This window comes from Lyngbya sp. CCAP 1446/10, from assembly GCF_026130175.1.
Taxonomy (GTDB): domain Bacteria; phylum Cyanobacteriota; class Cyanobacteriia; order Cyanobacteriales; family Microcoleaceae; genus Microcoleus.
This window is the reverse complement of record NZ_JAIGNI010000036.1, coordinates 18,879-39,200: the sequence shown is the minus strand read 5'-3', so window position 1 is coordinate 39,200 and position 20,322 is coordinate 18,879. Positions and strand designations below refer to the sequence as shown.

The 20,322-nt window shown below is 47.2% G+C and carries 25 protein-coding genes; 9 read left to right on the top strand and 16 right to left on the bottom strand.

The window, feature by feature from the left end; translation table 11 throughout:
* Window positions 1–116 precede the first annotated feature (116 nt).
* Complete coding sequence (locus K4039_RS16300) at window positions 117–734, top strand: Uma2 family endonuclease (protein WP_265236556.1); 618 nt, start codon at window positions 117–119, stop codon at window positions 732–734.
* Window positions 735–857: 123 nt separating this feature from the next.
* Window positions 858–2,030, top strand: a complete 1,173-nt coding sequence (locus K4039_RS16295; protein ID WP_265236555.1) for an AI-2E family transporter — start codon at window positions 858–860, stop codon at window positions 2,028–2,030.
* Window positions 2,031–2,161: 131 nt separating this feature from the next.
* On the opposite strand, the gene K4039_RS16290 is transcribed toward K4039_RS16295, so the two are convergent.
* Window positions 2,162–2,788, bottom strand: coding sequence for a Uma2 family endonuclease (locus tag K4039_RS16290; RefSeq protein ID WP_265236554.1), 627 nt, complete (start codon window positions 2,786–2,788; stop codon window positions 2,162–2,164).
* 137 nt (window positions 2,789–2,925) lie between these two features.
* Between K4039_RS16290 and K4039_RS16285 the strand changes: the two genes are divergently transcribed.
* On the top strand, window positions 2,926–4,101 hold the full coding sequence (locus K4039_RS16285) for a homocysteine biosynthesis protein (RefSeq protein WP_265236553.1): 1,176 nt from the start codon (window positions 2,926–2,928) through the stop codon (window positions 4,099–4,101).
* A gap of 78 nt (window positions 4,102–4,179) precedes the next feature.
* Here the strand turns inward: K4039_RS16285 and K4039_RS16280 are convergent, their stop codons facing one another.
* Together K4039_RS16280 and K4039_RS16275 are read right to left on the bottom strand one after the other, a co-directional pair.
* Window positions 4,180–5,451, bottom strand: coding sequence for a hypothetical protein (locus K4039_RS16280; protein WP_265236552.1), 1,272 nt, complete (start codon window positions 5,449–5,451; stop codon window positions 4,180–4,182).
* A gap of 39 nt (window positions 5,452–5,490) precedes the next feature.
* Window positions 5,491–5,733, bottom strand: coding sequence for a hypothetical protein (locus tag K4039_RS16275; protein ID WP_265236550.1), 243 nt, complete (start codon window positions 5,731–5,733; stop codon window positions 5,491–5,493).
* Window positions 5,734–6,168: 435 nt separating this feature from the next.
* Here K4039_RS16275 and K4039_RS16270 point away from each other — a divergent pair, with 435 nt between their 5' ends.
* The gene (locus K4039_RS16270) at window positions 6,169–7,101 is read left to right on the top strand and encodes a tetratricopeptide repeat protein (protein ID WP_265236548.1); all 933 of its coding nucleotides are present in this window, start codon (window positions 6,169–6,171) and stop codon (window positions 7,099–7,101) included.
* 261 nt (window positions 7,102–7,362) lie between these two features.
* The gene (locus K4039_RS16265; RefSeq protein WP_265236547.1) at window positions 7,363–8,247 is read left to right on the top strand and encodes a Uma2 family endonuclease; all 885 of its coding nucleotides are present in this window, start codon (window positions 7,363–7,365) and stop codon (window positions 8,245–8,247) included.
* Between the two features lie 22 nt (window positions 8,248–8,269).
* Here the strand turns inward: K4039_RS16265 and K4039_RS16260 are convergent, their stop codons facing one another.
* The 5 genes from K4039_RS16260 to K4039_RS16240 form a co-directional block, all read right to left on the bottom strand.
* A complete protein-coding gene (locus K4039_RS16260) occupies window positions 8,270–8,476 on the bottom strand; it encodes a hypothetical protein (RefSeq protein WP_265236545.1) in 207 nt (68 codons plus the stop codon).
* Window positions 8,473–8,817 (bottom strand): hypothetical protein, encoded by a 345-nt coding sequence (locus K4039_RS16255; RefSeq protein ID WP_265236544.1) that lies wholly within the window; start codon window positions 8,815–8,817, stop codon window positions 8,473–8,475. Before K4039_RS16255 ends, K4039_RS16260 begins: the two co-directional genes overlap by 4 nt.
* Entirely contained in the window at window positions 8,810–9,055 is a 246-nt protein-coding gene (locus tag K4039_RS16250) for a hypothetical protein (protein WP_265236542.1), read from the bottom strand. Before K4039_RS16250 ends, K4039_RS16255 begins: the two co-directional genes overlap by 8 nt.
* 157 nt (window positions 9,056–9,212) lie before the next feature.
* Window positions 9,213–10,940, bottom strand: a complete 1,728-nt coding sequence (locus tag K4039_RS16245) for a succinate dehydrogenase/fumarate reductase flavoprotein subunit (protein WP_265236584.1) — start codon at window positions 10,938–10,940, stop codon at window positions 9,213–9,215.
* Between the two features lie 127 nt (window positions 10,941–11,067).
* Window positions 11,068–11,382 carry a hypothetical protein gene (locus tag K4039_RS16240; RefSeq protein WP_265236540.1) on the bottom strand — a complete coding sequence of 105 codons (315 nt, stop codon included), beginning with the start codon at window positions 11,380–11,382 and terminating at the stop codon, window positions 11,068–11,070.
* 411 nt (window positions 11,383–11,793) lie between these two features.
* Between K4039_RS16240 and K4039_RS16235 the strand changes: the two genes are divergently transcribed.
* From K4039_RS16235 to K4039_RS16225, 3 genes are all read left to right on the top strand, one after another.
* On the top strand, window positions 11,794–12,519 hold the full coding sequence (locus tag K4039_RS16235; protein ID WP_265236538.1) for a 1-acyl-sn-glycerol-3-phosphate acyltransferase: 726 nt from the start codon (window positions 11,794–11,796) through the stop codon (window positions 12,517–12,519).
* On the top strand, window positions 12,510–12,641 hold the full coding sequence (locus K4039_RS16230) for a hypothetical protein (RefSeq protein WP_265236536.1): 132 nt from the start codon (window positions 12,510–12,512) through the stop codon (window positions 12,639–12,641). The genes K4039_RS16235 and K4039_RS16230 overlap by 10 nt, the downstream gene beginning before the upstream one ends.
* A 138-nt stretch (window positions 12,642–12,779) precedes the next feature.
* Window positions 12,780–13,592, top strand: coding sequence for an alpha/beta fold hydrolase (locus tag K4039_RS16225; protein WP_265236534.1), 813 nt, complete (start codon window positions 12,780–12,782; stop codon window positions 13,590–13,592).
* Between the two features lie 193 nt (window positions 13,593–13,785).
* On the opposite strand, the gene K4039_RS16220 is transcribed toward K4039_RS16225, so the two are convergent.
* The 3 genes from K4039_RS16220 to K4039_RS16210 all read right to left on the bottom strand — a co-directional run bounded on the left by K4039_RS16220 (window position 13,786) and on the right by K4039_RS16210 (window position 16,080).
* The gene (locus K4039_RS16220; protein ID WP_265236532.1) at window positions 13,786–14,361 is read right to left on the bottom strand and encodes a DUF2996 domain-containing protein; all 576 of its coding nucleotides are present in this window, start codon (window positions 14,359–14,361) and stop codon (window positions 13,786–13,788) included.
* Between the two features lie 140 nt (window positions 14,362–14,501).
* On the bottom strand, window positions 14,502–15,389 hold the full coding sequence (locus K4039_RS16215; protein WP_265236530.1) for a hypothetical protein: 888 nt from the start codon (window positions 15,387–15,389) through the stop codon (window positions 14,502–14,504).
* 136 nt (window positions 15,390–15,525) lie between these two features.
* A complete protein-coding gene (locus K4039_RS16210; protein ID WP_265236528.1) occupies window positions 15,526–16,080 on the bottom strand; it encodes a hypothetical protein in 555 nt (184 codons plus the stop codon).
* Between the two features lie 36 nt (window positions 16,081–16,116).
* Here K4039_RS16210 and K4039_RS16205 point away from each other — a divergent pair, with 36 nt between their 5' ends.
* Complete coding sequence (locus K4039_RS16205) at window positions 16,117–16,350, top strand: hypothetical protein (protein ID WP_265236527.1); 234 nt, start codon at window positions 16,117–16,119, stop codon at window positions 16,348–16,350.
* 66 nt (window positions 16,351–16,416) lie between these two features.
* Here the strand turns inward: K4039_RS16205 and K4039_RS16200 are convergent, their stop codons facing one another.
* The 5 genes from K4039_RS16200 to nadA form a co-directional block, all read right to left on the bottom strand.
* Window positions 16,417–16,533 carry a photosystem I reaction center subunit VIII gene (locus K4039_RS16200; RefSeq protein ID WP_194063327.1) on the bottom strand — a complete coding sequence of 39 codons (117 nt, stop codon included), beginning with the start codon at window positions 16,531–16,533 and terminating at the stop codon, window positions 16,417–16,419.
* A 57-nt stretch (window positions 16,534–16,590) separates the two neighbouring features.
* Complete coding sequence (locus tag K4039_RS16195; protein ID WP_265236524.1) at window positions 16,591–17,100, bottom strand: photosystem I reaction center protein subunit XI; 510 nt, start codon at window positions 17,098–17,100, stop codon at window positions 16,591–16,593.
* Between the two features lie 114 nt (window positions 17,101–17,214).
* On the bottom strand, window positions 17,215–17,931 hold the full coding sequence (locus K4039_RS16190; RefSeq protein ID WP_265236522.1) for a TIGR04283 family arsenosugar biosynthesis glycosyltransferase: 717 nt from the start codon (window positions 17,929–17,931) through the stop codon (window positions 17,215–17,217).
* 449 nt (window positions 17,932–18,380) lie between these two features.
* The gene (locus tag K4039_RS16185) at window positions 18,381–18,998 is read right to left on the bottom strand and encodes a TIGR04282 family arsenosugar biosynthesis glycosyltransferase (RefSeq protein WP_265236520.1); all 618 of its coding nucleotides are present in this window, start codon (window positions 18,996–18,998) and stop codon (window positions 18,381–18,383) included.
* Between the two features lie 324 nt (window positions 18,999–19,322).
* On the bottom strand, window positions 19,323–20,291 hold the full coding sequence (gene nadA / locus K4039_RS16180) for a quinolinate synthase NadA (RefSeq protein ID WP_265236518.1): 969 nt from the start codon (window positions 20,289–20,291) through the stop codon (window positions 19,323–19,325).
* Window positions 20,292–20,322 lie beyond the last annotated feature (31 nt).

Genomic DNA, 20,322 nt, shown 5'->3' with positions numbered 1-20,322 from the left:
ATCGCACTTCTGGGCAGTAGGGACACAATCAAGAAGCGCGATCGAGCTACACTTATCTAAACGCAACTAAATCCCTGCCCATCACAACCGTCGCAACCAAACTTGAGGCCATCACCATGATTCAAGCCCTACCAGAATTTGTAACATTCGATGAATTTATTGACTGGTATCCTGAAAACTCAGAACACCACTACGAATTGCACAATGGAGAGATTGTTGAGATGCCAAAAGCCACAGGCAAACATTCTAAACTGACAGGTTTTCTCGTAGCTGATCTAAATTTTGAAATCAGACGGCTACAATTGCCGTACTTCATCCCCAAAGAATCTGTCATCAAACCCATCCGCGAGGAATCTGGGTATGAACCAGATATTATTGTACTCAACGAGCAAGCAATGGGAAACGAGCCTCGATGGGAGAAATCATCAATTATTACGATGGGTTCATCAGTCCCGCTAATCGTAGAAGTAACTAGCACTAACTGGGCGGATGATTATGCCCGCAAACTAGAGGCCTACGAGTTGATGGGTATTCAGGAATATTGGATTGTAGACTATTTAGGATTGGGTGGTAGACGGTTCATTGGGAATCCTAAGCAACCAACTTTTTCGGTTTACCAACTAATTGACGGGGAATACCAAGTTAAACAATTCAGAGGGGCTGAGGTAATTGAGTCCCCAACTTTCCCAGAATTGAACCTGACAGCGCAGCAGGTGTTTGCCAAAGGGAATTGAAGAGGCTGCGTTGTAGGAGTATATTGTAAAGGTGCGATCGCATTTAAGGTATCTTGTAGAGACGCGATTGCAACAGCCCCTAAAGCAACGCCGGCAATTCCCCGTTATAATATTTAAAATCTAATGAAGCTAGGACAGTGGATGGGCTTATTAGCCCTCATCGCATCTTGTTACATCCTCTGGCAAATCAGGCAAGCCCTACTGCTGCTGTTTGCCGCCGTCGTCTTAGCCACGGCCTTAAACAGACTAGCACGCTACTTACAAAAAAAATTACGACTCAAAAGGTCGATCGCCGTACTGTTCTCAATTAGCTTTTTATTCCTCGTCTTCGTAGGAATGTTCCTGATAATTGTACCGCCCTTCGCCCTGCAATTCCAGCAACTGACCCTGAGAGCCCCTCAAGGAATAGAAAGATTAAATGATTGGGTAAATCAAATCGAAAGTCGCTTCTCTGGACAAATCGGTAAGCTGCCCAATCTCAATGTTAACGACATTATGCAACAACTGCAACCTTTAGTCAACCAACTTGTTGGCGGTGCAGGAGCCTTTGTCGGCAACACATTAGGCGTTATCCTGAGCTTTTTGCTAGTCTTAGTTTTGACATTGATGACCTTAGCAGATCCCCTCTCTTACCGCAAAGCATTTATACAACTATTTCCCTCTTTTTATCGGCGGCGAATCGATAGTATTTTAGATGAATGTGAAGTAGCTCTCGGCAGATGGGTCATCGGCGCTTTGATTAGCATGAGTGTGATTGCTTTATTGAGCTTAATTGGCCTGTCAGTTTTGCGAGTTCCCCTACCCCTAGCTCATGCTGTAGTAGCAGGATTTCTTAATTTGATTCCCAATATAGGCCCCACTATGAGCGTCATTCCGCCAATGACTATCGCACTTTTAGACTCTCCTTTAAAATCAGGTTTAGTCCTCATCCTTTACTTCTTAATTCAACAGTTTGAAAGCAACATTCTCACCCCCTACGTCATGGCACAGCAAGTATCATTGCTGCCAGCAGTAACATTAATAGCGCAAGTATTCTTCGCCACATTCTTTGGATTTTTAGGCTTGTTGCTAGCCCTCCCTCTCACCGTGGTCGCTCAAGTTTGGATTAGGGAAGCCTTAATTAAAGACATTCTCAACCAGTGGGATGCGAGTCCTAAAACCTTGGCAGCTATCCATTCTGCTATCCACGAAGAATATGAATCTATAGGAGTCACCGAAATCAGGTCAAACCAGTTACCTGAAAACAAATCAGAGATTGCCGATCGTGCAGAAAATGATGATTCTGAAAATAAATAATTCAGGTTTGTACTAATCCTAAATCTGGCTTAAATAGCAGCCTTTTTTTAGTCCGCGCAGACGTAATTTGTTTTTATAGGAGCGATTTTAATCCTTGACTCTTATAAATCGCTATTTTGTAGTCTAGAATTTTAAACCGCATCTTGTCCAGCGCTAAAAATCTGTTGCACAGTCAAATTTAACTCTGGAAATGTGGGCGAAACAATTCGATCGCACCCTCGGAACAGACTGACTTGATACTCGCCGTCAACCAAATGGTGAACAAAAAAAGTAGGTTGTTTAGGATTGCCAATATAGCGTCTGCCACCAAGTGCCAAATAGTCTGCAATCCAGTATTCGGAAATGCCTAAAGCTTCGTAATCAACCAATTTGTGCCCGTAATCATCCTGCCAATTGGTACTGACAACTTCGACAATTAGCCGGACAGAACTACCCATTGTAATGATAGATTGCTTTTTCCATCTCGGTTCGCTGTTCGTCCCTTGTCTGTCCAAAACGATCGCATCCGGTTCGTAACCAGAGCGCTCGTTATCAGCTTTGACAACGCATTCCTTGGGTACGAAGTAGGGCAACCCCAGCCTCTCGATTTCCATCCCTAGCTTCAGCGACAGGTAGCCAGCTACTTCTGAATGTTCTCCGGTGGCTTTAGGCATCTCAACAATAGCTCCATTATGCAGTTCGTAACGGTTTTCGGAATTTTCAGGATACCAGTCAATAAATTCATCGAACGTGACTGGTTTTAATATCGCTTGAGTCATGCCGATCGCTCCTTATGTTATTTATAAGATCATCCCGATCTCTGTTATAACATTTGGCTGTGTTCTCAAGCCGAGACCGATCGACATTACCTATTCCACCAAACTAAAATCTAAAAACTAAAATCTAAAATAGTCTTATGCGATCGATCGACGAAATCAACGATAAAATCAGCCAAGGCAAAGCCACAGTCTGGACAATTGAAGAACTTAAAAGTAGAGTCCAAGAAACCAGCATTAGCCAAGCAGCCAAAGAAGTCGATGTGATCACCACCGGCACCTTCGAGCCGATGGAATCCTCCGGCGCCATCATTAACCTTGGCCATACCGATCCCCCGATCAAAATCCGCCAGTGCTGGCTAGACGGCGTTTTAGCCTATTCCGGCTTCGGTGCAGTAGACCTGTACCTGGGAGCCACCCAAGTAGCCGAAGACGGCGAAGAATCGCGGGAACGGGGCGGCGGACACGTCATAGAAGACTTAATCGCCGGCAAACCCGTGCAGTTGCGAGCTTTGGGGCAAGTCACAGACTGCTACCCCCGCGCCTCCTTTGAAACCACGATTACCCGCGATACCATCAACCAGTTTTATTTATTCAATCCCCGGAACGCATATCAAAACTTTATTGTGGGAGTTAACGGGGGCGATCGCCCGCTGTTCACCTACCTCGGCCCCCTGCAACCAAACCTCGGTAACGCCGTGTATTCGAGCCTGGGAGCCATGTCTCCCCTGCTCAACGACCCCCACCTCGAAATCATCGGCATCGGCACCCGCATCTTGCTAGGAGGGGCTCAGGGCTACATCACCTGGGAAGGAACCCAGCACTTCCCGCTGCAAAAACGGCAGCCCAACGGCACTCCCATCGGGCCGGCTGCCACCCTCGCACTCATCGGCGACGCTAAACAGATGAACTCAAAATGGGTGCGCGGCTGCTACTTCAAAAACTACGGCCCATCTTTGATGCTGGGAGTAGGCATCCCCTTTCCCGTCTTAAACGAAACAGTCGTCGCCCACTGTGCAGTATCAGACAAAAAAATAGTAGCGCCGGTGGTAGATTTCTCTATCCCCCGGCGCGTTCGTCCCACATTCGGTTTAGTTAGTTATGCTCAATTAAAAACCGGTCGTATTCTGATCGAAGGCAAACCCGTGCGGGCTGCCCCCCTTGCGAGTATGTTTCTCTCGCGGCAAGTAGCATTGGAATTGAAGCAGCAAATTGAAGCTGGTCAATTTACCCTCACGGCCCCAGTTGCTCCCCTACCCACCGACAGAGTGTTTCTCCCGCAAGATTTGTGGGGCGCCCAAGTCAGGATTGAATAAAGGATTTGAGATTGGCGATTTGGCGATTTTAGGTTAGTACGTTCAAGACTAATCCAAAATCTCAAATCTCAAATCGCCTTATTCATCGGGCTTAGGCTTCTTGACCGGCTTAGGAAGGGGTTCCTTGGGGACAGCAGGTGCTGCTGCTGCGGGCTTGATGTTAGGGCGTTCTATAGGAGTACCGTCACCGCTAGGCCTAGGAGTAAAGGGACGCTTGTTTCCCCCTCCTTTGTAGCCACCACCGGGCGGCTTGCTGCCAGGGGGGAATTTCCGTTTTTTAATCGGTAGGGCACCAATATTATTGGCTTGCTCAATCATCAGACTGTCAGCTTTCAATTTGACGTGGAAATCCCAAAAAAAGCCGATCGCCTTTGTTCCTACATCCCCCTTGAGTTTCAGCTTAAAAAACTTCATCTTGTCGTCATTCTTGCGGGGAGCTTGCTTGATTTTGACGATGAGATACTTTTCTTCATCTAGCGATTGATAAATCACCTCGCCTCGAATCGAAAAATAGCCATCTTCAACATCAGCTTCCGAGGGCGGCAAAGATGCTATCGATGCTTCGTCGCTAGTCTCAATCTCCCCTGCTTCCTGATTTTCCTCATCAGAGGGAGGTTTCTTGAGCGTTTCCGGCTCCCAAACTCCCATAATCTGGGCGTGCAAATTGCCGTCTTCTTGCCTGGTGCGGGGATAGACCACCCACAGGTGTTCTTGTTCGAGATCCAGGTGGTTTTTGACTAAACTCATCACTCTACCGAGCAAAACTGCGTCGATGGCAGTTCCGTCGGCAGCTATCAACATACCTCTGGTGAATTGCTCTTCAGATTGCGTGTAGCGGCCCCGCACCAAACCAACAGCTCGGTACTGTCTGGGTTCGCTGGGAGGGGGAATGGGATGTTGGCGCATGACGGAGGGTGTGTCATCATCAGCCTGACTTTCGTTAGTGGCAGGCTTGGGGGTTGGGGGCGGTGCGACTGTGAGTGCGATCGTATTACTGGTAGATTTCGCAGGCGCTGCTTGCTCGGAGAGCGCAGGAGCATCGCTGGGCGTGTTTTTTGGCTTTGTTTTGTCCTGATCGAGGGCAGAACTGTAGCGTGGTCGTTGCAGCGTATCCTTTGGCGCTAGGGCGTCCGTTGGGGCGTCTGTTAGCGCTGGGGCCTCTGTTGTCGCTGGTGGTTGATTTTGGTCAACAGGTGCAGCCGACGACGGCGAAGCCACGGGACTTTCGTCTGGTGTATCGGGCACGGAGGCTGTAGTTGTGGGCTGATTCACGGCTGGCTCGCTTGGCAGGGCCTTGCGAGTTGAAGTAGATTTGGACGATTTGGAAGACGGGTTGGGAGAGGGGTTCATAAAAACTCCTTGCAGCGGAGACACATCCCTTGAGGGAAATTAGGAATAAACTGAAGAAACTGATTTAAAAACTACTAGCACCAAACTTGAGGCTTGCACCGGAGAGTTTGGTTTTGACCCGTCAACGCCAACTTTCAACTGCGCTACGAGCGATCCCGGATTGGCTGGCTGCTCTAATCCTTGTTGGTAAAGAGTTTGAGAGTTTGCTAACCCACGGATCGGTCGATCGCCCGAAAGCTGGCGTTGCTGGCTAATAGAATTTAGGATATTCAGATACTTCAAGTCCGGACAATCTAGGATATATCCCGACATAGCGTGCTGAATACCTAAGCATCCAACCCGGCAATATCTCGCAATGGTTTGAGGAAAATCCCCAAAGCGCCGTTCCAATCTCTCTGGAGTAGCTTGCCTATTTTACTTAATCCAATTACCTAACGGGCTGATCCGCCATATTTTCGGTAATTTTGAGCTTGACCACCCTCTAATTGGACGAAAGCCACATTCCTTGGGGCTGCGGGTCTTTGTGTCCAAAATAGTTTGGCTAGCGGGGAGTTGCGGGTCTGTTACCATATTAGCTGCAAGCAAAAGACTGGTTTCTGAATTGGGACTTTGAAGTTAAGAACTTTTATGGTTGCATGGATCTGTTAAATCGAGATGCCCCTAGGCGATGCGTTAATTCTTAGAAAATAGTAGATTTTAAGTTGGGATAGTTGAATTATGGAAAAAACAAACAAGGGTCGCGGGTTAATTAGTGTGGTAGTGGTGCTTGCGCTCATCGCTTTTGTGGGATTTTCTCTGGTTCCAATTTTGGACAGTATTCTTAAGAGCAGCCAAGCCCAAAGTCGATCGACTCCAACGCCAACTCAGACAGCGGCATCTAACGATAAGCAATCGCAGTTGCTGCAAGATCAGGTGAGGGGGTACGAATTGGTTTTGCAGCGGGAACCTGACAATGTAACTGCTCTGCGGGGGCTTTTGCAGGTGCGGCTGGAGTTGATCGGACAAGGAGTGGGGGCGATTAAGGATGTGGTGCCGACGTTGGAAAAGTTGGCTAAACTGAATCCTGAAACTTCTGAATACGGGATTTTGCTGGCTCAGGCTAAGGAACGCACGGCAGATCGCGAAGGGGCTGCTCAGGCTTATCGGTCAATTTTAGCGTCTAAGCCTGGGGAAATTAAGGCTTTGCAGGGGTTGGTGAATTTGCTGCTGGTGCAACAACGGCCGGAAGCTGCGATCGGACTACTGCAAGATACGCTGAAGGCTGCTCCGGGTGCGAATCAGGTGAAACCGGGCAGTATTGATACAACTTCGGTGCAGTTGATTTTGGGGCAGGTTTATGCTGTGCAGAAGCGCTACCCAGAGGCGATCGCGATTTACGACGAATCAGCTAAGGCGAATCCGAAAGATTTTCGTCCGACATTAGCTCATGCGATCGTATTGAAGGAACAGGGCAAAAAAGACGAGGCAAAAACGCTGTTTGATAAAGCTACAGAGTTAGCTCCTCCTAACTATAAAGACCAAATTAATCAGTTAGCTAGCGATGCTCCAAAGCCTTCGACTGCGGCTACTGCGAGTCCCGCACCGGCTGCTGCTCCTAGTCCTGAGCCTGCTGCTTCTCCTAGTCCTGAAGGTGCGCTACCTACACCTTAAGGAAAGTTTTGAGCGGATACGGGGCGGTGTCTGTGAGTGCCCGCCCCAGACTTTTAAGTGAAAAACTTGATACTTAAAACTCAAAACTACTCGCTTTCTTCCCAAATACGCAGGACTTACGAAAAGAAACCCGGTTTATACGATAAATCTTGGTTGAGCAAGGATACTTGAAGAAACCGGGTTTCTAAGCCCTCGCGCGGAGCTTCCTGTTACCGATTACCGATTACTAATTACCAATTAGGTAAGACCTCGGAGGGAATTATGACCCAAAGCGTCGATCGCGTTGTTCTACCTCCTGCTTTTGGCGACCACACTCAATTACCAGAGTCGGATGGTACTTTTGTGAAAAATTTTCAGGAGCACCCGCAAAGCTTAATTTTAACAGATTCGATCGGCCCGATTTTGCAGCAGCGGCATCCTGACGGACAATATGCGATCGGTCAAGACTGCGGTATTTACTGGCGAGAAACCGAGCCGGCGGAGAAAGGTGCAGAAGCTCCTGACTGGTTTTATGTTCCGAATGTACCTCCGAATTTAGACGGTCAAATTCGCCGTTCCTACGTGCTGTGGCGGGAACACATAGCACCGTTAATTGCGTTGGAATTTGCGAGCGGGAATGGCGATGAAGAGCGCGATAGCACTCCTTTATCGCGCACCGATGAAGGGCTGTTAACGAAACCGGGAAAGTTTTGGGTTTACGAACAGGTGATGCGAATTCCCTATTATGGCATCTACGAAATTAACAGCGGCAGATTAGAAGTTTATCGGTTAATTGACGGGTATTATCGGCTGTTAGAACTTAACGAGCGGGGTCATTTTGCGATCGTACTTTTAGGCGTAGAATTGGGACTTTGGCAAGGAAGTTATCAAAATCAAGAGATGCTGTGGCTGCGCTGGTGGGATGAGGAAGGTAATTTGCTATTGATTGGCGATGAAAGGGCAGAATTGGAGAGATTGCGGGGAGAACAACAGCGGGAAATAGCCGAGTGTGCAGAACAAGCAAGACAGCAAGCAGAACAGGCGCGACAAGCTGAATTTCAAGCAAGAAGGGCTGCAATTCCCCGGTTGTTGGGAATGGGTTTGAGTGCCGAACAGGTGGCGGAGGCGTTAGGTTTATCGGTGGAGGAAGTTGCGGAGGATGCTTGATAGGGATACCAGTTCCAAACCACTAACTTTCTGACTCCGCAGGCTGAGGCACAGACTTGGCTTTCCCTAAACGATAAGCTGTGAGAGGACTATTCCGAATATCTGCTTCTATCTGGGCAATCAGTTCATCAAGTGCAAAATTAAGACTATCAAACTGCCGACAGACTTCGCGCATTTTAGCAACTGTCTGCTTAACTTTTTCTGGTTCTGGTTGCGGTTGTTGAGTCATAGTAGGTTCCAATCACTTTTAGCTTCTCGGACAGTAGCTTCTCCGGCCTCGGCTGTAGCTTCAGCTTGTTCTATCGTTTGAGTCAGTAGTTCTATGGTAGCAGTAGGAGCGATCGGCTGAAATTCAGAAATTCGCAGCAGCAGGTTATAAAGGCGAGAATAGGAAGAGGTAGCTCGTTCTCTGATGTTTGTCAGTTGTTCTAGTACAGAAGCAGTTGCCTCGGTTTCTCCAAATATTTCAAAAACAGATAGTTCTGTTGCTCCTGCTTGATTGATTAGCTGCACAAGTCGGCGCTGTAATTCTAGGATAATTGTAATAGTTTGATTAGGCAAATCAGCCATGCACTTTCTCCTCACTCTCATCCAAATCAACCATAAAATCGGCTGTCAAACCAAATTTAACATCGCCTTCAGCATACTCTTGACGAACTTCTGCCACTTCTTTGAGTAATTCATTTCGTCGCTGTTGTCGCAGACGATTCTGAAGAATATCGAGAAGCATGGCTTGATCTTCTAGTGATAAAACTTCTACAGCTTCAAGAGCTTGCTGGAATTGAGATGTCTGTGTCGTTTTACTCATATGTTTTTAGCTACTTAGAATTACGATAACTTTTTTTAGCCTAATTTATGATATGTTAGCACTTATAACTTATAAAATCAACAGTAAGTAGGGTGCGTCAGCCATTGAAAAATCATGTAAAAAACAAAATTTATTGAGGGCTGACACACCCTACAAATTAATACTTCCGCTCCTGCGGCTCAAACATCGTAATCGCCACCGGCATATAAGCCAAATCGATTCCCGCAGGCGAATAATAGGCCAGCGTATGCTTCAAAAACTTCTCATCATCCCGCTGAGTAAAATCTTCCCGCGAATGAGCACCCCGACTTTCCTGCCGGTTCAAAGCAGAAGTTAAAATCATTTTTCCGACAATTATTAAACTCCGCAATTCCAAAGCTTCTACAATTTCCGTATTCCAAGATTTACCCTTGTCATCCAAGTAAACTTCTTGATATTGTTTTTCCAATTCCTCCAATTTATGCAAACCTTCCTGCATCAATTCGGCGCTGCGAAATACTCCGCAATACTCGGTCATCGTATCTTGGAACTTTTGCCGCACTTGATTGATGCGGTATTGTCCGGGACGGTCTACAAGTGCTTGAATTTGCTCTTGGGCTTCCTGGATATAACGCTGTTCATCTACTGCGGGCAACTTGCGATTTTGGACAAATTGTGCTATAGTTGCGCCAGTAACTTTGCCGTAAACTACGCATTCCAATAGCGAATTGCTGCCCAAACGGTTTGCGCCGTGAACTGAGACGCAAGCTGCTTCGCCGGCTGCAAAAAAACCGTCTACCAAACTGTCAGCACTGCTGCGAACTTGCCCATCAATATTAGTTGGAATTCCGCCCATTGAATAGTGAGCAGTCGGGCGGACGGGCATCGGTTGGTTGACAGAATCAATTCCTAACAAGCGGTGGGCTTCTTCCCAAGCAAAAGGTATTTTGCTCATGATTTTTTCGCGTCCCATGTGCCGCAAATCGAGGTAAATAAAGGGGCCGCCTGCACTACCATCGAGATTAATTCCTCGGCCTGCACGAATTTCTAGGGAAATCGATCGCGATGTAATGTCCCTAGGCGCTAATTCCATCCGCGACGGGGCATAATTGGCCATAAATCGATCGCCCTCGGAATTAATCAAATAAGCCCCTTCACCCCGCACAGCCTCGGAAATCAACACTCCCACCGGATACAAACCAGTCGGGTGAAACTGCACAAACTCCATATCTTCTAGGGGCAATCCAGCCATCGCCGCCATCGCCAAACCGTCACCAGTGGAGGCGTAATCGTTCGAGGTGGTGTTGTAAACCCGACCGTAACCCCCCGTAGCAAACATCACCGCCTTCGCGCGCACAACGGCAATTTCGCCGTCTATTAGGTTGAACATAACCACGCCCTTAGCTTGGCCTGCTTCCAAAATCAGGCGCGTGACGTACCACTCCTGATAAATGTGAACTCCACAGCGGCGCAGATTGTTGACTAATTCGTGGAGGATAGCGTGACCGGTTTTGTCGGCGGCGTAGCAGGTGCGGTTGTGGGAATGTCCGCCGAAAGCGCGCTGGGCAATTCTGCCGTCTGGAAGGCGGGAGAAGAGGACTCCCATGTGTTCTAAATCTATGACGACACCGGGTGCTTCGCGGGTGAGGATTTCTACCGCGTCTTGGTCGGCTAAATAGTCTGAACCTTTTACTGTGTCGAAGGCGTGGGCTTTCCAACTATCTTCGGGATCGACATTTTGCAGGCTGGAGGCCATGCCGCCTTGGGCTGCGACGGAGTGCGATCGAATGGGGTGAGTTTTGGCAACAACAGCTACCTTTAAACTGGGGTCAGTTCTGGCAATTTCCACGGCTGCGCGGCAGCCTGCTAAACCGCCGCCTACAATGATTACGTCGTGTTCTAGCATTTTTTGAATAATGTTGAGTGTTCTCCTCAACTTATCGTGACGCAAAAAAAAACTTCCTACCAAAAGATCGGGAAGTTTTTAACTTTTGATTGGGATCGAAAATCCAAGTCTAAAATTTCAAATTGAACTAGCCGAGGAGTTCGACAGACCTCTGATTCGACTGATTTCCCGTTGCAGAAGGTTGATCTTCGGTGGCGGGGTCTACCGAAAGCACTTCAATGTTATTGAGCAGAGTGGTAACGAAAGCAAACAGCAAAAAGGGCAGAGAAAGCACTAAAATCAAGCCGACGGTAGCCAAGGCGTAGATTTGGCGGGCGCTGCTCCAGAGGGCGAGTGCTGACGCTAGACTCAGGAAGATGACTATCAGCCAAATAATGATTTGACCGTAAATGTCGCCAAAGGTGAGGGTACATTTAAGGCGATAGTTCTGAATGTTATCCATTGATGCCTCGGGAGATTGCTATTACGACTTGTCGAAAAATACTTTGACAGCCTGTCAATACTGACTGTGAATCTATAATTTTAGCTGCTGCAACTTGCTTTTGGCGCTGTTTTAAACATTCTTTATAGAACTTGCAACAAGACTTTATGAATTTTTGTTTCTGATTGGAAAATTTTGCCCAAACAAGACTTACGCACTCCGACAAAGAAACCGGGTTTTTTACTGTTTTGGCGGGCTATACGAAGTATTTTCGCAAAAAACCCGGTTTCTGGCAACCCGTGCGTCGAGGACTACGAAACCAAGGTACAAGGGGAAAGTCTACTTTTTGACCGATCGCCGTTTTTGTAAAGTAATGTTAAGCTGCATGGGTATGGAATAAATTTTTGTAGCGTCGCACCTGTCTTTTCGCCCATGTCTTCCGATCGCACATTGCTGATTTCGCGCTGTTTCCTGGCTGGTGTGGGAACACAGATGTTTGTACACCACCAGCAGCGGATTCCGCAAGAGAGTCCGGTACTGGTAGTGAGCAATCATCGCAGTTTTTTAGATCCTGTGCTGCTGACGGCGGCTTTGGGTCGATCGATCCGGTTTGCTTGTCATCACTACATGGGTCAAGTTCCGGTGATTCGGGAAGTTGTCACGACTTTTGGGGCTTTCCCGTTGGAAGCACCGGAGCAACGACAGCAGCATTTTTTCTCACAAGCGACAGCCCTGCTACAAAGTGGGGAAATGGTGGGGGTGTTTCCAGAGGGTGCAGAACCGATGGTGAATTTTACTCAACCGAATACTATGGGGAAGTTTCAGCGGGGATTTGCTCATTTGGCTTTGCGGGCGCCGGTGCGGGATTTGGCGGTGTTGCCGGTGGCGATTGCTTCGATGGAGGAAGAGTCGGTGCGATCGGGTTTACCGCTGAAATTACTGAGTTTGTTCGATCCTTCGGAACCTTTGTTCGATCGCCCTGGGTGGCATCCTGTGATAGTTTATCAACGAGTTAATGTTTTAATCGGCCGCCCTTACTGGATTACAGTCGATCGACAGCAGCAGTATCGAGGGAAACAAGCCAAAGTAGTTGTGGCGGAACTTACAGAACACTGTCAGGGAGAAATTGCACAATTACTCGATCGAGGGTGTTTGTAAAGAAGGAAGAAGGAAGAAGGAAGAAGGAAGAAGGAAGAAGGAAGAAGGAAGAGGGAAGAAGGAAGAGGGAAGAAATTTTTGATTTGGGCTTGCATTTTCCTTGTGTCGCCGTCCTCGGCTGATTCTTAGTCGCTTCCTGGTTTAAGATTCCAGATTCGTCTGATGTTTTAATTGATTGTTCTTGCTCTCTGATTATCCCCTATTTTTGACAGCAATCCCCGACTGATAGAGTTCATACAATTTAATTTCTGATTTTAATCATGCCAAATGCTAACAAGGTTCGTTTTCTAACCCCCAAACCGCCGAAAGGCGATCGCCCTTTATTTGTATTTTTACCGGGTATGGATGGTAGCGGTTTACTGCTGCGGCCGCAAATTGCTAAATTAGCAAATCATTTTGACATTCGCTGCTTAACTTTACCTGCTGACGACATGGCTAGTTGGGAGGTACTTGTGACGGAAACAATTGCCTTAATTGCAGCAGAAAAGGAAGCCAATCAGCGGTCAGTTTATCTGTGCGGCGAGTCCTTTGGGGGCTGTTTGGCGATGAAAATTGTTTTAGAAGCGCCCCAATTGTGCGATCGACTAATTTTAGTCAATCCAGCTTCTTCCTTCCGACAGCAGCCTTGGGTGCAGTGGGGTTCGTACTTGACTCAGTGGCTGCCGGCGAACCTTTATCCGCTGTCGGTAATCGGTCTGTTGCCGATGTTAGCATCGTTGGGAAAGATTGCGCGCGACGATCGGCGCGCTTTGCTAGAGGCGATGCAAGCAGTACCGCAAAACACGTCTGTGTGGAGATTGGCGTTAGTGCGATCGTTTGATGTTGACGAAAATCAGTTGCGTGCGATCGAACAGCCGACGTTAGTAATTGCTAGTGGTGCCGATCGCCTGTTGCCTTCTTTAGCAGAAGCGAAGCTTTTAGTCAAGGTAATTCCGAATGCTGAAATGGTGATGCTGGCTAACAGCGGTCATGCTTGTTTGTTAGAGACAGATGTAGACCTTTATGCGATCGTGCAAGCTCACAATTTTTTGACTGAATCTGAAGAAAATCTGTCATTAGTCAGCAGTCATTAGTCATTGGTCTGTAGTCAGTAGTCATTGGTCTGTAGTCAGTGGTCAGTAGTCATTAGTCAGTAGCGACAAAATTACAGAGTGGGCTATCGGTAAAGTTTATATCTAAATATACCCCTCTTACAGTCATTAGCAAGTATCGGGAGACAAGCTACTAATGACTGATGACTAATGACCAATGACTAATGACCAATGACTAATTAAGATTCAGCCATTTTTGAGCATTAAGCCGCTGGACGACACCAAAGACCATGAGGTCTAACGTAATCTTGCGTTCATCAATCAAAAAAGGCTCTAAAGTGCTGGTTTTTGTGTTATTTTCAGCGCAGGAAAACGCTCTTTGACTTTGAATATTTTCTTGAGGAAAATACAGGTTAAATTGGCGCTGACCTGCTTGAAATTTACCAATTACCTGCCAGCAATCTCCGGCGGAACTCATGCCAGCAACGGGGAGTTTTTGCTTAGCAAAATTTACCTCTAAATCCTTAACACCCTGTTTAGTTAAAGCAGTTTGCAAGGCGGGCAAATAATCTTGTTGAATAAATTCCGCAAAGGGCTTGTCTTCAACAGCAGGTGCTTTTTCCTTTTTAGCTTTAGCTGGGGGCTTGTCGCCGTCAGCTTTGGCTGCGGGCTTTTTAGCAGCAGCCGCAGGTTTGTCAGCGCTTGGTAAGTCGCCTGTCTGCGGTGCGTCGGAACTTGTCGGGGCGTTCTCGATCGCATCACTGGGAGTTTCGGAGTCGCCAGCGGTAGGATTTTTCGGTTCTTCTGACATTAACGCTTCCTTTTAAAATTGATGAGTAGAGCAGTCAGTAGTCATTAGTCAGCAGTCGTGCCGTCTCAAGCTCTCTCTTCGGGACGATCAGAGGCTCTGACTAATAACTAATGACTAATGACTAATGACTAATGACTATTCTAAATCTCAGCGACAGCCCGTTCAACCAAACGGCGGGCGAGAGTTTGAACACCAGTGTGTTCGTAGTAGTTGGTAGTCATGTCGAGGAATGCGCCCACGTAGTCCACCTTGTCAGCAGAAATTTCGACAAAACTCTGTAAATGACCGAGTACGTTTTCGGGAGTCAAACCTCGATCGCTCACAAAAGAGCCCATCCAGCCAGAAACCGAGTTAAAGCTTTCGCCGATAAAGCCGAGTTGGCCAGCGGGATTACCACCAGGAATCATGCCGCTGATCGACTTAAACGCCGGATTTTCTTGCATATCGCTGGGGGAGAGCTTTTGAATCCAAGACTGAGTAGCCATGATAAAGTCTGGGCCCAGGGGAATCAAACCATCGAAACAAACCAAAGCAGCCATCCGCATCAGGGATTCACCGCCGTAGTCGCCCAAAGCTCCGGCAAAATCGCCGATGCTATCGCCCGGAAGCCCATTGATTTGGCAAAAAGCCAGCAATTCGGTGACTAATTTCAAAGAAAGGTCGATCGTCTGAGCTTTTTCTGGCTTCGGGGTGAGATTGCCGAGGAAGCCCAAAAACGGGACATTTTGGGAGACTTTGTTGGCCATAGCAGCCGCGCCTAGGGCACCGGAGGCACTGTCGATGGTTTGGTAGAGCCAGAGAGCGCGTTGGTAGCCTTCCGATTTATCGTTGTAGAGGGTGATCGCCCGATCGCCAATTTGCTGGATCAGATCTTCGTCTGTTTCGCCAGTAACGGTGCGAATCGTATTTTCAAAACCAACTAAATTGTTCCACTCGCCGGGAACCACAAAGTCAAGGGCTCGGAGGGCTTTGACAGTCATGTTGTCTTTAGGTAGTTGATCGACTAATTCAAAGACTGTTTTGCTCACAAAAAACTCCTTGTTGAACAGAAATCAAAGGTATTACTTTTGGCAGATGACAAAAACTTCACAGTCTCATTGTGGGAGACGCAAGTTGTGATAGCGCCAGACTGTAGTCGAGCGCGGAGTTTGACTAGAGACATTGCTATTTAACGCTAGCGAGGCCGGCGAGGTTAAATTTTGACAGCCAAGCTTCGCGATCGCTAGCGGTAAAAGAGGGATCGCGGGATTGAACTTTCACCTGATAGCGATTTGCCACTAACACAGCAGTGATATTAGCACCCTGATTGACGGCAGGATAGCCGCCAATTTTCTTGGTACTTTGCTGGAATTTTGTCCCTGCTGAGGTGTTGCCGGCGATGTCGTTAATCGAGAGCATGGCGACATTTTTACCGCCTTTGTTCAACTTAGCTTCAGCAAAACCTGATTTTTCTTGAGCAAAGACGCGATTGAATCCGCCGCCGGATGACGGGAAGTATTTATTTAACTTGCTACCATCTACAGCCTTCTTGGGCAGGTTGGGATTTTGAGCAGTTGATTTATCAGCAGTTGTCTGCTTGGCTTTACCAGGTGTTTGGGTGCTTTCCTGCTGAGCTTTGTCCCAGCGGGATGGGGCTTGGGTTTGACCGCAGGCGGTTACTAACAGGAGTACCGACATCAGAAATGGAGCTAAGATTTTGCGCGCGGATGGAAATGGCATCGTTGTCTCCTTATCAGATACTTTCCGATTACAATTGTGACTCACGACTTCGCAATTTGTCTTGTGCGATCGGGTGATTTGTGCCTGCGGGATAAAAATATTTGTAAAAAAATCCTCTGCCCGCAAGGCAGAGGATTTTTGGCAATGGCGAATTCAGATGGAAGAAGACAGAAGGATTGCTCCAGACAGTCGAGTCTGGGGGTTGGGGTAAAGAAAGCAAATTTCCTAATTACCAGCAATCTCAAAACAATTTTTTCTGATTTTCCCTAGATTTAGGAGAGAAGTTTCAGAGCAGTTGTCTGTCTTCCAACTTCGGTGTTGCTCAGCAGGTAAAGCTCAGGCGTCGCTTTCAATGTGGATAAACAACAAACCCATTACCACAACTGGCATCAGCCAGCAAACGACCGGAATCAAAATCCAAGGCAAGAAAGAAGCAGCGTAGGTACCTGTCATGTCAAATTCTCCAAACTAAAGTTAGCGTGTTCCAACAGGGATATCGAGGAGTGGAGTCTAATTGTTGACTAAACCCCGGAAAATGGCATCAACGCCATTAAAGTTTTCGAGCAAGAAGTAGGCAGCAAAGACGCCGCTCATGCCGCCAATGAAGAAACCAGCGGTCAATTGGCTCCATCCTTCAGCATTTCTGAGGGAATCGGGAGTCATGGGATTAGCACTGGGGTAGCTGATGTTGTCTTGCTGGAAAGAGACCAAACCGTAGGCAGACATACCTAGTGTGCCGAGCAGAACTATCACGAGGGCTGTAATTAGTCCCCCGAGATTAGCTGCTTCTGGATAATCCCGCAGGGGTCCGAAGACGATTTCGGGGCCGACGAGGAAATAACCGTGTGCCAAACCGATTTCTAGACCTCGAACTAGGGGCGAGAGTCCTTTGCGGTAGATTGGCAAGTTCCCGATAAATGCTTTTGTGAAATCAGAAGCACTGATGGGAGTTGCTAGATGACCCGTGAAGGGGTCGCCGTTAAAGGGTTTAATAAGTTCTGCATCTCTGGGATCGGCCATATTCTCTTTTTCCTCGCTGTGCGTAAATTTTGAGGCGTTCAAGTCATATTTTACGCAGGGACGGGTTTCCTATTTGCATAATTGGCAGCTAGCTTTAGAAAAGTTCACTATTCTTTAGTTTTCGGAAGAATTTTTCTTTTGTCTCTTATACCAGAAAGCGAGTCGATCGGGCGGTACTCCGAAAAAATAAGCAATAATTACTATTTGATTGATGACGGTGGTTTGGATGACCCCAAGCTGCTGCCAGCGGCGGGCGGATGTGAACAGGGGCTGTGGCACTATTTCGATGCGACCTTGTTTTTTCAATCGGCGCACGAATTCAAAGTCTTCCATCAGGGGTAAGTCGGGAAAACCGCCGATTTTGTCAAAGGTAGCTGCGGTGAGGAAAATGGCTTGGTCGCCGTAGGGCATTTGCAGAAAGCGCGATCGCCAGTTTACCCCTATTTCTACCAGCCGCAGACAGTGCTGAGGGGCATCAATCTTGAGTGAGTAAGCCCCCCCTACTGTTTCCGGTTTTGCTAGTGCGAGGCGTGCGCCAGAGTCGTACCCACAAGGCAAAAGAGTGTCGGCGTGGAGGAACAGCAGAATATCACCAGTAGCGGAGGCGGCACCTGCATTCATTTGAGCAGCACGACCTCGCGCGGTGGAGATAACTCGCACGCCTAAAGATTGCGCTATATCTGCGGTGCGATCGCTGCTACCGCCGTCGGCGACAATGATTTCAACATTTTTGGCATTTTGGGCGGTGCAGATGACAGAGGCGATCGTCGGTGCTTCGTTTAAGGCTGGAATGATAATGGAAATTTTGAGATTGAGATTTTCGGGCGACATAGAGAATTGATCACCACTTGAAAGAGAAATGGCGGGTTTTGTACAAAGCTTATCTGTTATTTGCTAATTTTTTACGCTTAACCCGCCCTCACATTCAGCATTAACGTGCCAGGGTAGACTTTGTACAAAGCTGATCGTTCAGTTGACAGTTGACAGTTGACAGTTGACAGCACTTTACGTGGAAGAAAGAGGATTGAAGCAATGAAGAGTCTGATTTTAATTTCTCCCGATCAGGGTTCAGGCTTTAAACCAATTCTTTCTGGTAATTTTTTGCTAATTATTTGCTTTTTCTCGCGCCTGCGACTATTGTCGCAAGCGCTGTCTAACCAGTGCATTTGGTTAGACAAATACACTTACTATATTATGACCTTGTGGTTACACAATCAAGTATTTTTAATCAATTAACTATGAGAATTTCTGATTTATTAAATCCATTAAATATAGTTTAGTTATTTCAAGATATTCATATCTAAACCGAGTAAATCCTCTGGTAGATCGATATCTGCAAGAGTGGGAAGATTAGCAATATTGAGATCAAGATTTTGGGCGATCGCCCGCGTAGCAGCAAATACCTCACTGGTTCCCCAGTTAATGCCCCTGAACAATTCCGGTATTGATCGCCGCAGCCCGATCAGATAATAACCGCCGTCTTTTGCTGGGCCCAAAACTAAATCGTGCTGGCTAAGTTTGTCAAAAGCTTGTGCGATGATTTCTGCTTTCAACGCAGGACAATCAGTGCCGATAATTACAGCTTTGTCAACCCCTGAATTAAAAGACTTTTGAAACGCGGCTGTCATTCTTGCACCCAAATCGCCGTCTATTTGATTTTGATAAATAATATCGCTTCCCAACCAGTCTTGCATCTGTTGTTGGCTGCCGCCTGTGTGGTGAATTTCAACGGATAGTCGGCGGGAGTTTTGGAGAGAGATGCTACGGGCGATCACCTTTTGGGCCATCAAGCGGTGCAGGTTGGCAGCGCCTGTTTCTCCCAGCACGGGAATTAGTCGAGTTTTGGTTTTTCCCGGTTCGGGATAGCGGGTGAAAACCATCAGTTTTTCTGGAATCATACCATTTGACAATTGGGAATTGGGAATTGGGAATTGGGAATTGGGAATTGGGAATTGGGAATGACTTATCAGTTAAGGGTTTGGTTCTTGCCTAAAGTTGCATTTCCTTGTGAAACTGGAATCATTTATCGCTCCTAATTTTTCAAGGAATGAACCGCTTTCGTTGCAGAGGAATAGAAAATGAAAAATGGACAAATGATGCACGGATTGCTGATGAATATTGGTGTGTTGGGCGCGGTTTAAGATTTGTTTTTTGGTGACTTAAGTTAATCGTCGCGCCCAATACACCCTACAATAGATTAACTAAAAATTACTTATTGACGGTTAGCTCATTTCTAGCATTCGTTGGATGGGTTGCAACGCCGCTAGTTGCAGCTCTTGGGACATGGTAATTTCGGGGGTTTTATTTTTCATAGCTAGATACAATTTTTCCAAGGTATTTAATCTCATGTGCGGGCATTCGTTGCAAGCACAACTATTATTGTTGGGAGGAGCGGGAATAAAGCGTTTGTGCGGTGTTTGCTTTTGCATTTGGTGAATGATTCCCGGTTCAGTCGCCACAATAAAAGCTTGGCTGGAACTGGATTGAGAATATTTGAGCAAAGCTGTGGTGGAACCGATATAATTCGCGTGGCGAAGTACGGGAGGTTCGCATTCTGGGTGGGCGATGATTTCGGCTTCGGGATTTTCGATTTTGAGTTGAACTATCTTTTTTTCTGAGAAGTTTTCGTGGACGATGCAGGCTCCTTGCCAAAGTTCCATGTGTCTACCGCTTTGTTCCATGACGTAGCGGCCGAGATTGCGATCGGGCCCAAAGATTATTGGCTGATTTTCGGGAATTTGGTTGACTATTTTGACGGCGTTGGAGCTAGTGCAAATTATGTCGCTCATTGCCTTAATTTGGGCGGTACAGTTAATGTAGGAAATAACTAAGTGTTTTGGTCGATCGGCTTTGAATGCTGCAAAGGCTTCGGGCGGGCAACTGTCGGCGAGGGAACAACCTGCATTTAAGTCTGGCAATAATACTAATTTGTCTGGATTGAGGATTTTGGCGGTTTCTGCCATGAAATGAACTCCGGCAAAAACTATGACATCGGCGTTGGTGTTGGCGGCTTTGCGGGCAAGTTCGAGGGAGTCGCCAATGAAGTCTGCGATGTCTTGAATGTCGGAGTCTTGGTAATAGTGGGCGAGAATGACGGCGTTTAACTCTTGTTTGAGGGCGTTAATTGCTGCAAACAAGTCGTCGGGCAGTCTGGTTTGAGTAAAATTCGGAGCTGGTGCGGTGGTAAACACAGTTAGAATATTCCGGGGAAGGTGGCGGCTA

Bases quoted from the DNA above. Each gene is read 5' to 3' on its own strand.
- K4039_RS16240 (WP_265236540.1), bottom strand. From the start codon at position 11,382: ATGGATAACATTCAGAACTATCGCCTTAAATGTACCCTCACCTTTGGC.
- K4039_RS16280 (WP_265236552.1), bottom strand. From the start codon at position 5,451: ATGAACCCCTCTCCCAACCCGTCTTCCAAATCGTCCAAATCTACTTCA.
- K4039_RS16195 (WP_265236524.1), bottom strand. From the start codon at position 17,100: ATGGCCGATCCCAGAGATGCAGAACTTATTAAACCCTTTAACGGCGAC.
- K4039_RS16260 (WP_265236545.1), bottom strand. From the start codon at position 8,476: ATGACTCAACAACCGCAACCAGAACCAGAAAAAGTTAAGCAGACAGTT.
- K4039_RS16220 (WP_265236532.1), bottom strand. From the start codon at position 14,361: ATGTCAGAAGAACCGAAAAATCCTACCGCTGGCGACTCCGAAACTCCC.
- K4039_RS16200 (WP_194063327.1), bottom strand. From the start codon at position 16,533: ATGACAGGTACCTACGCTGCTTCTTTCTTGCCTTGGATTTTGATTCCG.
- K4039_RS16285 (WP_265236553.1), top strand. From the start codon at position 2,926: ATGCGATCGATCGACGAAATCAACGATAAAATCAGCCAAGGCAAAGCC.
- K4039_RS16255 (WP_265236544.1), bottom strand. From the start codon at position 8,817: ATGGCTGATTTGCCTAATCAAACTATTACAATTATCCTAGAATTACAG.
- K4039_RS16185 (WP_265236520.1), bottom strand. From the start codon at position 18,998: ATGATTCCAGAAAAACTGATGGTTTTCACCCGCTATCCCGAACCGGGA.
- K4039_RS16245 (WP_265236584.1), bottom strand. From the start codon at position 10,940: ATGCTAGAACACGACGTAATCATTGTAGGCGGCGGTTTAGCAGGCTGC.
- K4039_RS16300 (WP_265236556.1), top strand. From the start codon at position 117: ATGATTCAAGCCCTACCAGAATTTGTAACATTCGATGAATTTATTGAC.
- K4039_RS16225 (WP_265236534.1), top strand. From the start codon at position 12,780: ATGCCAAATGCTAACAAGGTTCGTTTTCTAACCCCCAAACCGCCGAAA.
- K4039_RS16250 (WP_265236542.1), bottom strand. From the start codon at position 9,055: ATGAGTAAAACGACACAGACATCTCAATTCCAGCAAGCTCTTGAAGCT.
- K4039_RS16190 (WP_265236522.1), bottom strand. From the start codon at position 17,931: ATGTCGCCCGAAAATCTCAATCTCAAAATTTCCATTATCATTCCAGCC.
- K4039_RS16210 (WP_265236528.1), bottom strand. From the start codon at position 16,080: ATGCCATTTCCATCCGCGCGCAAAATCTTAGCTCCATTTCTGATGTCG.
- K4039_RS16295 (WP_265236555.1), top strand. From the start codon at position 858: ATGAAGCTAGGACAGTGGATGGGCTTATTAGCCCTCATCGCATCTTGT.
- K4039_RS16265 (WP_265236547.1), top strand. From the start codon at position 7,363: ATGACCCAAAGCGTCGATCGCGTTGTTCTACCTCCTGCTTTTGGCGAC.
- K4039_RS16290 (WP_265236554.1), bottom strand. From the start codon at position 2,788: ATGACTCAAGCGATATTAAAACCAGTCACGTTCGATGAATTTATTGAC.
- K4039_RS16235 (WP_265236538.1), top strand. From the start codon at position 11,794: ATGTCTTCCGATCGCACATTGCTGATTTCGCGCTGTTTCCTGGCTGGT.
- K4039_RS16270 (WP_265236548.1), top strand. From the start codon at position 6,169: ATGGAAAAAACAAACAAGGGTCGCGGGTTAATTAGTGTGGTAGTGGTG.